Source organism: Leucobacter sp. GX0328 (genome assembly GCF_053567315.1).
The window spans coordinates 821,205-834,538 of the sequence record NZ_JBSGPC010000001.1 but is presented as its reverse complement, the minus strand read 5'-3'; the positions used below and the strand labels follow the sequence as shown (position 1 = coordinate 834,538).

Genomic DNA, 13,334 nt, shown 5'->3' with positions numbered 1-13,334 from the left:
GGAGCAGAGTATGGGAGTCGCGCGCGTGCGTGAGCAGCTGGCGGAGCAGGGCTGGTCGGGCGAGATCCTCGAATTCACCGAATCGAGCGCCACCGTCGAGCTGGCCGCCGAGAAGGTCGGCACCGCCCCCGCCCGCATCGCGAAGACGCTCGGCTTCTACGACCCCGAAGCGCCCGAACGGGCGGTGCTGGTGGTCGCCGCCGGCGATGCGCGGGTGAACGGCGGCATGTTCAAGCGCCGCTTCGGCGGGAAGCCGCGTATGCTGCGCGCCGACGACGTGCTCGAGCTCACGGGGCACCCCGTGGGCGGCGTCTGCCCCTTCGCGAACCCCACCGAGGCCCGCGTCTTCCTCGACGAGTCTCTGCGCCGCTTCGGCACCGTGTACCCGGCCGCCGGCACCGCCGCCTCGGCGGTGGAGATCTCCGTCGAAGCGTTCGCCGGGCTCAGCGGGGCCGAGGGCTGGGTCAGGGTCACGACGGGGTGGGGCGAAGAGCCCGGAGAGCCCCAAACGGCCGCGGCGTAGCCGGTGGCGGAGCAGGAAGCGATCGACCGTGGATATCCTCATCGTCGAAGACGACGACCGCGTCGCCGGAGCCCTCGCCGGCTTCCTCGAGAAGGCCGGGTACGCGACCGTGCGCGTCGCCGAGGGCGCTGCGGCGCTCGCGGCGCTGAACGCCGAGACTGAGGCCGTGCTGCTCGACCTCGGGCTGCCCGACATGGACGGCCTCGACGTGTGCCGGCGCATCCGCGGCGTCTCGAGCGTGCCGATCATCATCGCGACCGCTCGATCGCAGGTCGAGGAGCGCATCAAGGGGCTGCATGCGGGCGCCGACGACTTCGTGGTGAAGCCCTTCGACGTGCGCGAGCTCGTCGCGCGCCTCGAAGCGGTCACCCGTCGCGCGCGCACGCTCTCGAACGACGCCGTGCCGAGCCAGAGCCTCGATGCCGACGGCGTGCAGATCGACTTCGCGAGCCGCGTCGTCGTCGTCGACGGCGTCGAAGCGCCGCTCACGCCGAAGGAGTTCGACATCGTCGCCGTGCTCGCCCGCTACCCCGGCGTCGTGGTGCCGAGCGACCGCATCATCCGCGAGGTCTGGGGCACCGACTGGAGCGGCTTCAAACGTTCGCTCGAGGTGCACCTCGGGTCGATCCGCCGCAAGGTCGCGCGCGAGGGGTTCATCGCGAACGCGCGCGGCGTCGGCTACCGTCTGCAGCTCGGATAGCCGGGCAGCCATGCGCACGCGGCTCTTCGGAGTGTTCCTCGCCCCGCTCATCTGCATCCTCCTCGCGCTCGGCGGCGCCTACGCGTGGAGCGCGGGGCGCACGATCCAGCAGGAGTTCGCCACTCAGCAGCTGGGCGACCTCAGCTACTTCGCGACCGAGGCGCGGCAGGCGCTGCGCGCCGAGAACCCCACCGCGATCGAGGGCGAGCTCGCACGCTACAGCTCGCTCTACGGGGCGCAGGCCGTCGTCGTCGACCGCGCGGGGGCGCCGTGGGCGTCGGGCGCCGAGCAGGCGCCGGTCATCGACGACGCGGGCGGCGAGCAGCTCGCTCTCGCGCTCTCCGGCCGGCGCAGCGAAAGGCCGCCCGCCGTGTGGCCGTGGTCGCCGGCCGTCGCGCCGATGGCCGAGCCGATCTTCGACGACGGCGTCGTCATCGGCGCGGTGCTCATCTCGGCGAGCACCGACGCCGCGCGCACGCAGACCCTCACGCAGTGGGTGCTGCTGCTCGCCGCTTCGATCATCATCATCCTGCTGCTCGGGGTCGTCGTGTCGCGGCTCGCGAACTGGGTACTGCACCCGATGCTCCGCGTCGACCATGCGATGGCCGCGATCGAACAGGGCGATATGGAGGCCCGCATCGACGACGACACCGGGCCGCCCGAGATGCAGCGGATGATCCGCGTCTTCAACCAGATGGCCGACGAGATCGAACGCGTCGTCTCCCGGCAGCAGGAATTCGTCATGAACGCCTCGCACGAGCTGCGCAACCCGCTCGGCGCGCTCACGCTGCGCGTCGAATCGCTCGCGACCGGCCTCGACGCATCGTGGGCCGATGAGATCGAGGAGACGCGGGAAGAGGGGCGGCGCATGTCGCGGCTGCTCGACACTCTGCTTTTCATGGCGAAGGCGATGCAGAAGGATTCGCCGTTCGCCCCCGTCGACCTCGGCGGGCTCGCGCGCGATCGGGCGGATGCCTGGCGGGCCGTCGCCGAGCGGAAGGGCGTCGGCATTGGGGTGTCGGGCGATGCGGGGGTCTGGAGCGTCACCGATCGCACGGCAGTCGAGAGCGCGCTCGACGCGGTGCTCGACAATGCGGTGAAGTTCGCGCCCGCGGGCACGGCGATCGAGGTCGACGTACGGCAAGACGGGGCGAGCGCAGGCGGTGACAGTGGCGGCGAGTACGGCACGGGCTGCGCGATCTCGGTGCGCGACCACGGGCCCGGGCTCGACCCCGACGAGATCGAACGGGCGGCGGGCCGGTTCTGGCGCAGCCCGCGCGACCAGAACGTGCCCGGCTCGGGACTCGGGCTCGCGATCGCGACCGACCTGCTCGCGTCGCTCGGCGGGCACGTGCGGGTCGCCGCGGCCGATGGCGGTGGGCTCGAGGTCGAGCTGCGGCTGCCCGGTGGAGGGCTCTGATGCGCGGCGCTCCGGCGACCCCGGGCCAGGTGCGGCTCGGCGCGACGCGGCGACTGCGCAGGCGGGCGATGGCCGTGCTCTGCGGCATCGCGCTCGTGCTGCTGCCCGCGTGCGCGCCCGGGGGCGACGCGAGCGCCGCCCCCGTCGAGATCGCGGGCGGCGACCCCTCGGGGGTCTACTACAACTACGGTGCGCACCTCGCCAGCGCGGCGGAGCGCGAGCTCGGGCTGAACATCGCGGTCGCCGAGACCCGGGGATCGGTCGAGAACCTCCAGCGCGTCGGCTCGGGCGAGGCGGACTTCGGCTTCGCCCAGGGCGACACGACCGTCGACGCGGTCGTCGGGCAGGGCAGCTTCGGCATCGCGCTCCCGATCCGCTCCGTCGCCCGGGTCTACGACGAGTACGTGCACATCGTCGTGCCCGAGGAATCGGATATCGACTCGCTCGGCGACCTCGTCGGCCACCGAGTGTCGCTCGGCGCGGAGGGTTCGGGCGTGCAGGTCATCGCCGGCCGGGTGCTCGAGGCGGCGGGCGTCGATCCCTCTTCGCTCACGAACGCGGCGCTCGGGCTCGACGATTCGCTCGCCGCCATGGGCGACGGGAGCATCGAAGCGTTCTTCTGGGTGGGCGGCCTGCCGACGCCGGGCATCGAGCGCCTCAGGGAGACCGTGCCGCTCAGGCTCGTGCCGATCGGAGCGGATGTCGTCGAACAGGTGAACGAGGGCCACAAGGGCGTGTACCGCACTGCCGAGTTCCCCGTCGGCATCTATGCCACCGAAGGGTCGGTGATCACGATGACCGTGCCCAACTACCTCATCACGAACGCGAGCGCGCCCGATCCGCTGGTGCACGATGTGCTGCGGGTGCTCTTCGAATCCCGGGCGAGCATCGCGCAGCAGGTCACCTCCGCGGGGTTCCTCGACCGACGCCAGGCCATCTTCACCAGCCCGATCGAATTGCACCCCGGGGCGGCCGAGTTCTACGTCGCATCGCGTCGCTGAGAACCGGCCGGCGGAGATTCGTTGCCGTTCTGTGACCCTCAAGAATCGCTCAAGGCTTGAGTTCGGCCCATCGAGCATGCCTACACTCGGGAAGGACGGTTCAAGGGTGAACCGATGAGCCACGGGCTTCACCGCCCCGCGATTCACTCGCCCTGATCCGAACCCGGACAGGGCTTTTCTTTTGTGAAGCGCGTGCCGCCCGCGAGGGCGCAAGGCAGATGTGGAGACAGAGATGACTACAGGCGAACCACTCGTCGTCGTCGAGAACGTGCAGAAGCACTACGGCGAATTCCAGGCGCTCACCGACGTCAACCTCACCGTGGACAAGGGCGAGGTCGTCATCGTCATCGGCCCGTCGGGCTCGGGCAAGTCGACGCTGTGCCGCTCGATCAACCGTCTCGAGACCATCACGAGCGGTTCGATCCGCATCGACGGCAAGGAGCTGCCGGCAGAGGGCAAGGGGCTCGCAGATCTCCGCGCCGAGGTCGGCATGGTGTTCCAGTCGTTCAACCTGTTCGCCCACCTCTCCATCCTCAAGAACGTCACCCTCGGCCCGATCAAGGTGCGCGGCCTGAGCAAGGCCGAAGCCGAGAAGGAGGCGATGGAGCTGCTCGCCCGCGTCGGCGTCGAGAAGCAGGCGCAGAAGTTCCCGGCGCAGCTCTCGGGCGGCCAGCAGCAGCGCGTCGCCATCGCCCGGGCACTCGCCATGCACCCGAAAGTCATGCTCTTCGACGAGCCGACCTCGGCGCTCGACCCCGAGATGATCAACGAGGTGCTCGACGTCATGGTCGAGCTCGCGAACGAGGGCATGACGATGATCGTCGTCACCCACGAGATGGGCTTCGCCCGCAAGGCCGCCGACCGCGTCGTATTCATGGCCGACGGTCAGATCGTCGAACAGGCCGCGCCGAGTGAGTTCTTCACGAACCCGCAGTCCGACCGCGCGAAGGATTTCCTCTCCAAGCTCATCGTCAATTAACCCACGGGACGGCTCGCACCCGAGCCGTCCCGTTCAACCGAAGGGAACGCACCATGCGATTCAAGAAAGCATTCGCCTCGGTCGGCCTCATCGCGGCCGCAGCACTCGCGCTCACCGGCTGCAACAGCGGCACTCCGGGCGCACCCGAAGGCGGCGACACCGGCACCGGTGACGCGGCGCTCTGGGAGGTGGCGACCGACGTCAAGCTCGACGGCAGCCCGACCTTCGACAAGATGCAGAAGGACGACAAGGTCGTCATCGGCGTCAAGGAGGATCAGCCCGGTCTCGGCTACCTCGACAACGTGACGCAGGAGCGCACCGGCTTCGACGTCGACATCTCCCGCTGGATCGCGGCCTCGCTCGGCTTCGACGAGGACAAGATCGAGTTCAAGGCCATCGCCTCGGCGAACCGCGAATCCGCGATCGTGAACGGCGACGTCGACTACTACGTCGGCACCTACTCGATCAACGACAAGCGCAAGGAGCAGATCGACTTCGCCGGTCCGTACTTCATCACCGGGCAGGGCCTGCTCATCCGCAAGGGCGACACCGATTACCAGTCGCTCGACGAGCTGAACGGCAAGACCGTCTGCTCGGCGACCGGCTCGACGCCGATCCAGAACATCAAGGAGAACTTCCCCGAGATCAAGACGCAGGAGTTCGACCTCTACTCGGCCTGCGTCGATGCGCTGCTGAGCGATCAGGTCGACGCGGTCACCACCGACCAGGCGATCCTCATCGGCTACGCGGCCCAGGACCCCGACAATCTCGAGGTGACGAGCGGCCCGCTGCTCACCGAAGAGAAGTACGGCGTCGGCCTCACCCAGGGCGATGACGTGCTCCGCGCTCACATCAACGATCTCTTCACCAACGGTGGCGACACCTGGCAGGCGATCTTCGACAAGAACCTCGGCGACTCGGGCATCAAGGTCGACCAGCCGAAGGTCGACGCGTACTAGCGGCCGCGGGTGCGAGGCAGGGGCTCCCGCCTCGCACCCCGGCTCCTGACCATCCGTCCAATAGAGAGGAAGACGCATGGACGTCATCTTCGGAAACCTCGACCTCTGGGGCAGCGCGATCAAGAACACGCTCCTCGTGTTCGTGTTCGGCGGGCTGCTCGCGCTCGTGCTCGGCATCATCGTCGGGGCGATGCGCGTGTCGCCCGTGCCCATCGCGCGCGCGGTCGGCACGCTGTACGTGAATCTCGTACGCAATACGCCGCTCACGCTGGTCTTCTTCTTCTTCGTGTTCGGATACCCGAAGCTCGGGCTCCCCGACCTCAGCCCGTTCGTGCTCGGCACGCTGGCGATCGGCATCTACACCGCGACCTACGTCGCGGAGGTGCTGCGCGCCGGCATCAACACCGTGCCGGTCGGGCAGGCCGAGGCCGCTCGAGCGATCGGCCTCCCCTTCGGGCAGGTCATGACGCTCGTGGTGCTGCCCCAGGCGTTCCGCTCGGTGGTGCCGCCGATGATGAGCGTGTTCATCGCGCTGCTCAAGAACACGACGGTCGCCGCAGGCTTCTCCATCGCGGAGCTGGCCGCCATGCGCGCCACCATCAACGACTCGCACGGCCGGCCGGGCAGCCCGATGGAGGTTCTGCTCTGGGTCGCGGCGGTGTTCGTCGTACTGGTGCTGCTGCTCAGCTGGGGCCAGAACCGCCTCGAGAACAAATGGAGGATCGCGCGATGAGCACCTCAGTCCTGTACGACGTTCCCGGTCCCCGGGCCATCGCGCGCAACCGCCTGCTCGCGGTGCTCACGGTGCTCGTCGTCGTCGCCGTTCTCGGCTTCCTCGTCTACCGCTTCACGGTCACCGGCCAGTTCTCGCCGAAGAAGTGGGGCCTGTTCAGCTACAGCGTGATCTGGGAGCAGATCGCGCTCGCGCTCGGGATGACGCTCGCCGCATTCGCCTCGGCGGCGGTCGGCAGCATCGTGCTCGGCTTCCTGCTCGCCCTCGGCCGTCTCTCTGACCACCGGGCCGTGCGGGTGCCCTTCACCGTGGTCACCGAGATCTTCCGAGCGGTGCCCGTGCTCGTGATGATGATGCTGCTCTACTTCGGTCTGCCGTCGATCGGCATCAAACTCGCCCCGTACTGGGCGGTCTCCATCGCCCTGATCATCTACAACGGCTCGGTGCTCGCCGAGGCCCTGCGCGCCGGCATCGAATCGCTGCCCAAGGGCCAGAAAGAGGCCGGGTATGCGATCGGGCTGCGCAAGAGCGGCGTCATGTGGTTCATCCTGCTGCCGCAGGCTGTGCGGGCGATGCTGCCGGTGATCGTCGCGCAGTTGGTCGTCACGATGAAGGACACGGCGCTCGGGTTCATCATCACCTACCCCGAACTGCTGCACCTGGCGAAGCAGCTGTCGAGCAATGTGCAGTTCGAGCGCCCGCTGCTGCCGGCCGCGTTCGTCATCGGCGGCATCTACATCGCCATGTGCCTCATCCTCTCGGGCCTCGCGAAGTGGCTCGAGGTCCGCATGAGCCGGTCGCCGAAGGTGAAGGCGCAGGCGACTGCGGGTGCGGGCGCGGTGCTCGTCGGCGGTGCTGCGGTCGCTGCCGTCACTGCGGATCCACGGATGCGCGAGGGCGAGACCGTCACCGAGATCATCAGCACGCAACATCTCGACGATGAGCAGTGAAGCCCGCTGAAACGGGGTTGCGGGCGGGGCGAATGAGCGCCCGCCCGTGACCGTCGTACCGCTCGCCGCCGCGCGCACCGCCGACGCCCTGGCATTCTTCGAGATGCCCGAGGGGCTCGGGTGGGGCACACTGGCGATCCTCTGCCTCGCGGCATTCGCAGCGGGGTGGATCGACGCCGTCGTCGGAGGCGGTGGGCTGCTGCAGCTCCCCGCTCTGCTGCTCGTGCCCGGCATCTCGCCGGTGCAGGCGCTCGCGACGAACAAGCTCGCATCGATCTTCGGCACGACGTCGAGCAGCTACACCTTCTACCGCAGAGTGCGGCCGAGCCTGCGCACGACGCTGCCGATGGCCGCGGTCGCGCTCGCCGGGTCGTTCGGCGGTGCCTCGCTCGCGGCCTTCCTGCCGGCGCAGGTGTTCAAGCCGATCATCGTGGCGGCGCTCGTCGTCGTCGCGCTCATCACCTTGTTCAAGCCCTCGATGGGCGCCGTGACGAAGCTCAGGTACCACGGGTCCCGGCACCTGCTGATCGCGATGACGATCGGGCTCGCTATCGGCTTCTACGACGGACTGCTGGGGCCCGGCACCGGCACCTTCCTCATCATCTCGCTGGTCGGCATGATCGGCTACGACTTCCTGCAGGCGAGCGCGAAGACGAAGATCGTGAACTTCGCGACGAACCTGGGCGCGCTGCTGTTCTTCATTCCGCTCGGCGCGGTGCTGTGGCCGTTCGGGCTCGTGATGGGCATCGCGAACTTCCTCGGAAGCCTCGTCGGGGCCCGCATGGCGATCGCCAGGGGCACCGGCTTCATCAGGGCCCTGTTCCTCGTCGTCGTCGGCGTGCTCATCGTGAAGCTCGGCTTCGACATCTGGGTCGAATTCTTCGCCGCGTAGCGGGCGCTTCGTCGGCCCGGGCACCTTCCTCCACAGGCCCGGAAATTCGCATGATTCCACAGTTTTTACTCGAACATATGTTCGACTATTGCTCTCATTCGTGAGAGAATAGAAGCATGGACGCCAGCATCGAAGCTCGCTCCGGAATCGACTCTCGGCTCGACGCACCGGAACCGCTCAGCGGCGCACTCGCGGGCGAGATCGAGGAGCTGGCGCGGCAGTTCGAGGAGCTGCTGCGAGGTTCCGGCGCGGTACCCGGGGCAGTGTCCGGTTCACTGCCGGGTGCGGCGCTCTCGGGGTCGGAGGCGCTCGCCGCCGCCGCGATGGTCGAGCGGATGTCGCGCCTGGTCGAGTCGGCGCAGGTCGCGCTCGCAGGTCGGGTCGACGACGACAGCGACCGGCCGCTCGGCGAGCCGGCGCTGGCGCACCGCTACGGCTGCACGGGAACGGTCGAGCTGCTGCAGCGCGTCACCCGGGCTCCGGCGCGCGAGATCTCGCGCCGCCTGCGTCTGGCGGCGAGCGTGCTGCCGCGGCCGGCCATGAGCGGGGGAGCGCTCGCGCCGCGGGTGCCCCACGTCGCCGAGGCCTTCGCCGCCGGCGAGATCTCGTTCGAGTGCGCGGCGATGATCACGCGCACGCTCGAGCAGTCCGAAGCGGTAGCGGCCTCCGAGACGCTCGAAGTCGCGGAGCGGGAGCTGGTCGCCGCCGCGACCGGCAGCGACGGCAAGCTTCCCGAGCACGACGACGGCATGCGCACCATGTGCCAGGTATGGAAGGCGTTTCTCGACCAAGACGGGCCCGAACCGAACGAGACGGTGCCCGAGCATCGGCGCGGCCTCCGCCTCGGTCTGGGACGCGACGGGCTCGTGCGCGTCTCGGGAGCGCTGCTGCCCGAGGCCGGCGCCGCGCTCGGCCGCCTGCTCGATGCGATGAATGCGCCGTCGGCGCTGCGCCGGGTCGCGCGGCAGGAGTCTGGGGCCGATTCCGGTGAACCCGGTGCCGATGCGCGAGAACTTCAGGCCCGAGGTCTTCAGGCGCAAGATTTTCAGAAGCACAGCGGTGTGCGCTTCGAACTCGTCGAGGATTCCGAGGCCGAGGCCGGCAATGATCTTTACGCCGACACCGGGGCCCTGCCCGCCGAGGTCGATCGGCGTACGGCCGATCAGAAGCGCCACGATGCGTTCGCGGCCGTGCTCGAGATCGCGATGCAGTCGCCCGGTGTGCCCGATCTCGGCGGAGCTCCGGTCACCGTGATGATCCAGGTGGAGCAGCGGGATGTCGAGCAGCGCCGCGGGGTCGGCTGGGTGCAGGGGCACGACGGCGTGCTCGCCCCGGTGCCCATGCACTCGGTGCGCCGCGCGGCCTGCACCGGAGCGGTGCAGCGCATGGTGCGCGACGAGCTCGGCCGCATCATCGAGCTCGGCTCGGCGCAGCGGGTGTTCAACGCGCACCAGCGCCGGGCGATCGCTCTGCGCGATGGCGGCTGCATCATCCCCGGCTGCCGGGTCCCGGCGACCTGGTGCGAGATCCACCACGTCACGGAGCACGCGAAGGGCGGCCTGACGCACACCGACAACGGGGTGCTGCTCTGCTGGCACCATCACCGCGGTCTCGAATCCTCGGGCTGGTCGATCCGCATGAACGACGGCCTCCCCGAAGTGCGGGCCCCGAACTGGGTCGACAGCTCCCGGCGCTGGTACCGCACCGGCTCGCCGCTCAGGGCTCCGAGCCACCGGTCCCGAGACCGACGGCAGCCAGACCGAGCGGCTCCGGAACTTCCAGATCGCGAACTTCCGGAACGCAAAGCCGGCTGAGCTCTATCTCTAGTACCCCGCGCAGGGGCTGCCCGGCTGCGTCGCCGTTGCGACCGCGCATCCCGGGCCGACCGAACCCCGACCGAGATAGAGGATGGCGCCGTTCGCAAGCCCCTCGAGTACACCGATACGGAGCGCGGCCACGTCGTAGCGGCCGTCCGGCAGACCGGCCACTGATGTGGTCTCCCAATCTTCAGGTTCATCGCCGCCCGAGAACGGGTCGTTCTGGGCGTTGAGCACAACAGAAATGACAGGTTTGAGTGAGGGGCCCGCAGGGAGCAAAAGGTTTGTGTACAGTCCTGATGCTGTTGTTACGACCAATACGACTGCTTCGCGCACATCAGTGGGAAGCGCTCGCAGGGGCCCGAGTACGGTTTCGAGAGCGTTCTTGACTGTCGGCCCCAGATTTCCGATGAGACCGGAGGTGAGTGCATTGAGGAGGCCGTTGACGGTGGCTTTCAGTCCAAGCAAGCCGAGCGGATCAAGAACGTTGAGCAGCGTGAGGTCGACGGTCGTACTCACTTGAGTTGTGAGGCCGTTGAGCGGACCCGAAACGACGGCTTGAACAGTGCCGATATTGGCTACCCCCACGCCTAGAACGGTCACGCGAAGCTTGGCGGTGACTAATACGTTGAGCTGAATGGCGTCGATGGCGCTGGCAAGGAGCCCTTCAATATCGTGAAGCCAATCTCCCAGAACATCCGTAACGGTATTAGTGAGCGTGGTCAGCACCTGCTCGTCGGCAAGCAGGTTCGAGTTCGGAGGCAATCCGTTGAGACCATTGCCATAGGCTCCCGGATAGGCCTCCTGTAGTAGCGCGACAGTGTTCACTCGGATCGTGCCCTGCGAGAGGTCTACACTGACTACCCCATGGCTGTCGGTAAGAGGCTCGGCCCGGTGAATGGCATTTCGAAGCGCAGCCGTGTCGACGGTTGCTGTGAGAGTGAGCGCAACGCTGTTCGTGCTCAAGACGCCGCTGACGAGTGTGGACAGGAGCCCCGTGACTGAAGTCAATAGCCCGTCCAGAACCGATTGGTTCGAAGCGAGCCCGTTGACTGTCGTCTCCAAGTTCTGCACCACGCCATCGAGCTTCTGAGTCAGACTGCCCACAGCCGGCGTTTCGATCACGAGGTCGGCGCTCGTCGCCAGGTACTCGCGCGACAAATTGCCGACCTGGGTTTCGACCCCATTGACCAGCTCCGTGCGTAGCGATGACACTCCATTCCAGGCCGCATCGCAGCCATCGAGTGCCGCGCGGCCCGTCACAGCTCCTACCTCGAGAGAAAGATCGGTGACATTGGCGAGCGTTGCGGCGACCGTCGGATCGACCTGTGAGATCAGCTGCTTGAGATTCACGGTGGCGAGCTCCGGATACCCGCTGCCTGGAGCGGTCGCGATGCCGCCGCTCGAATCGATGAACCCGGCGGCGCCCTGGGCGACACCACCGGCTGTCGCCTGCGCATACTGACCGAGCACGCCGGTCTGGTTGTCGAGGGGCAGCTGCAGCATGCCATCGCCGAGGTCGAGGTTGATCGCCTGGCCGAGTAGGCCGACATTCAGCGGGTTGCCCCAGGCAGGGGCTAGAGGCGCTGGATTCGCACCCGGGTCGGGAGTGTGTCGATCGCGGGTGCCATCGTTGGTGACGAGCACTCCGCTCGCTTCTGCGACCTGATCCAAGTCGATGCCGAGCAGTGAACCGCTGAGTGCGCGCCCCTCGCCGCGTGTTGTGAAGGCGCCGTCGGGCTGGGTGCAATCGAGAGTGCCGACCGTCGGCGCGTGCACCCACTCGGCGTCGTTCCAACTGGCGGAGGTCGTGACTCCGCCCTGAGCGACGAGCGCCGTCGATACGAGCACGGCCGCGGCCGCCGCGCCGACGCCGCGCTTCCAGAGACGGTCGGTCGGCACGAACGGACGAGCGTGCGCGGGGCGCGAAGTCAGTCTGCGCAGCAGATCGCGGAGGCTCATCGTGCTTCCCCTGCCGTAGAACCCGCGTGGAGACGGGTGCGCGACCTGCCCCGCAGGGCTGCCGCGAGACCGAGCCCGGCGAGGCCCGTGGCGAGCACTCCGAGCGCGAGAGCATCGGCGCCGGTCACCGCGAGATGCTTCGGAGGCACAGGTGTCGGCTGCACCGGCACGACGGTGCCGCCATCGCCGCCGTCATCGCCGGCCGCGTGCACGCCGAGGCCCACGCGCGCGGTGAGCCCGTCGAGGGCATCACCGGGAGTCGCGGCCGGAATCGCGAGCGTCACCAGCAGCTGCCTCGGCTCGCCCCGCCGCAGTTGCGCGAGATCGTATCGGTCGGCCGACTGCGACACCGCTGCGAGCGGTGTGGTCGGCAGAACGGTGGTCGGGGATCCCTGGCACGCGGGCGCATCTCCCGGCGCCGCCGAGAGATCGAAAGCGCCCGAGCACGTCTCGACCGCGGCCGTCATGCCCGCCGCCTCCACGAGCTCGCCGTTCGCGCGCAGCTCGATCGCGAGCGTGCTCGATTCCGCATCCTCGAGCGCAGCCCGCACCAGCCAGCGCATCGAGTCGCCCGGCCCGAGCCTCGCCTCGAGCGGCGTCGCCGAATCCACGGCGAGCGACAGGTATCCCGTCTCGCCCGTCTCGGCGATCGGTTGGAACACCGCCGATGCGCGCACCGCCGTGAGCCCGACCCCGAGGCAAGTGACGGCTGCGAAGACGATCGCGAGCAGCGCAGGAGCGAACGCGGGGCGTCGGGTCATCGGAGCACCTCCTCGGCATGCTCGGGGTGGTGCGCGTCGGCACCCGAGCCGGTTCCGGCGTCAGTATCGCTGTCGTCATCGGGGTCGCGGGGCTTCGGCCAGAACGCCCAGACGACGTACGCTCCGACGAACAGGATCAGCGCGCCCATCGCGATCGGCGTCTGCAGCATCATGAGCGCGTCCCCGAGACCGGGAATCGCGAACACGACCTTCCGCGCATCGGTGAGCGCATAGGGCAGGTGGTCGGGCTGATCGTTGTCATCGCCCTGCAGCGCGAGCTGCCGGGCCGTCGCACTCGTGAGATCGGGCGGCCCCGACCCCGGTGCCGCCGCACGGATGTCGGCCTCGTTCGCCGCGCGCTCCTGCACCGGACCGACCTCGATGACGCGGTGCGTGACCGGCATCGACTCGCCCGCTCGTTGCACCGTCACCACGTCGCCGACTTCGATCTCGTCGGCCTGCACCGGCACCGTGACCGCGACCGCGCCCTGCGGCATGGTCGGGCTCATCGAACCGGTGCGGAACGTGATGAGCGACGCTCCCGCGACGGCCTGGAACACGAACCAGCAGACAAGCCCGAGCGCCGCCACGACGACGAGCGTCGTGACGGCGGCTCCGGCTACCCGGCGGAACATGA

13 protein-coding genes are annotated in these 13,334 nt (G+C 68.6%); 10 read left to right on the top strand and 3 right to left on the bottom strand.

Annotated elements, in window-relative coordinates; genetic code table 11:
* Positions 1-10 precede the first annotated feature (10 nt).
* From ACUYTF_RS03705 to ACUYTF_RS03660, 10 genes are all read left to right on the top strand, one after another.
* Positions 11-523 carry a YbaK/EbsC family protein gene (locus tag ACUYTF_RS03705; protein WP_434143056.1) on the top strand — a complete coding sequence of 171 codons (513 nt, stop codon included), beginning with the start codon at positions 11-13 and terminating at the stop codon, positions 521-523.
* Between the two features lie 28 nt (positions 524-551).
* Positions 552-1,223: a response regulator gene (locus tag ACUYTF_RS03700; protein WP_434143057.1), complete on the top strand. Its 672-nt coding sequence runs from the start codon at positions 552-554 to the stop codon at positions 1,221-1,223.
* Positions 1,224-1,233: 10 nt separating this feature from the next.
* On the top strand, positions 1,234-2,643 hold the full coding sequence (locus ACUYTF_RS03695) for an ATP-binding protein (RefSeq protein WP_434143058.1): 1,410 nt from the start codon (positions 1,234-1,236) through the stop codon (positions 2,641-2,643).
* Entirely contained in the window at positions 2,643-3,644 is a 1,002-nt protein-coding gene (locus tag ACUYTF_RS03690; RefSeq protein ID WP_434143059.1) for a TAXI family TRAP transporter solute-binding subunit, read from the top strand. Before ACUYTF_RS03695 ends, ACUYTF_RS03690 begins: the two co-directional genes overlap by 1 nt.
* Positions 3,645-3,876: 232 nt before the next feature.
* Positions 3,877-4,623: an ATP-binding cassette domain-containing protein gene (locus tag ACUYTF_RS03685; protein ID WP_434143060.1), complete on the top strand. Its 747-nt coding sequence runs from the start codon at positions 3,877-3,879 to the stop codon at positions 4,621-4,623.
* Between the two features lie 53 nt (positions 4,624-4,676).
* Positions 4,677-5,582: a glutamate ABC transporter substrate-binding protein gene (locus tag ACUYTF_RS03680; RefSeq protein WP_434143061.1), complete on the top strand. Its 906-nt coding sequence runs from the start codon at positions 4,677-4,679 to the stop codon at positions 5,580-5,582.
* 76 nt (positions 5,583-5,658) lie between these two features.
* A complete protein-coding gene (locus tag ACUYTF_RS03675; RefSeq protein WP_434143062.1) occupies positions 5,659-6,315 on the top strand; it encodes an ABC transporter permease subunit in 657 nt (218 codons plus the stop codon).
* Positions 6,312-7,265 carry an ABC transporter permease subunit gene (locus tag ACUYTF_RS03670; protein ID WP_434143063.1) on the top strand — a complete coding sequence of 318 codons (954 nt, stop codon included), beginning with the start codon at positions 6,312-6,314 and terminating at the stop codon, positions 7,263-7,265. Before ACUYTF_RS03675 ends, ACUYTF_RS03670 begins: the two co-directional genes overlap by 4 nt.
* Positions 7,266-7,368: 103 nt before the next feature.
* Entirely contained in the window at positions 7,369-8,157 is a 789-nt protein-coding gene (locus ACUYTF_RS03665) for a TSUP family transporter (RefSeq protein ID WP_434143206.1), read from the top strand.
* A 116-nt stretch (positions 8,158-8,273) separates the two neighbouring features.
* Complete coding sequence (locus ACUYTF_RS03660) at positions 8,274-9,971, top strand: DUF222 domain-containing protein (RefSeq protein WP_449279346.1); 1,698 nt, start codon at positions 8,274-8,276, stop codon at positions 9,969-9,971.
* Positions 9,972-9,980: 9 nt separating this feature from the next.
* Here the strand turns inward: ACUYTF_RS03660 and ACUYTF_RS03655 are convergent, their stop codons facing one another.
* From ACUYTF_RS03655 to ACUYTF_RS03645, 3 genes are read right to left on the bottom strand one after another with little or no spacing between them, the layout of a single operon-like run.
* Positions 9,981-11,936 carry a choice-of-anchor G family protein gene (locus tag ACUYTF_RS03655; RefSeq protein ID WP_434143065.1) on the bottom strand — a complete coding sequence of 652 codons (1,956 nt, stop codon included), beginning with the start codon at positions 11,934-11,936 and terminating at the stop codon, positions 9,981-9,983.
* Complete coding sequence (locus ACUYTF_RS03650; RefSeq protein WP_434143066.1) at positions 11,933-12,697, bottom strand: hypothetical protein; 765 nt, start codon at positions 12,695-12,697, stop codon at positions 11,933-11,935. Before ACUYTF_RS03650 ends, ACUYTF_RS03655 begins: the two co-directional genes overlap by 4 nt.
* Positions 12,694-13,332, bottom strand: a complete 639-nt coding sequence (locus ACUYTF_RS03645) for a signal peptidase I (protein WP_434143067.1) — start codon at positions 13,330-13,332, stop codon at positions 12,694-12,696. Before ACUYTF_RS03645 ends, ACUYTF_RS03650 begins: the two co-directional genes overlap by 4 nt.
* Positions 13,333-13,334 lie beyond the last annotated feature (2 nt).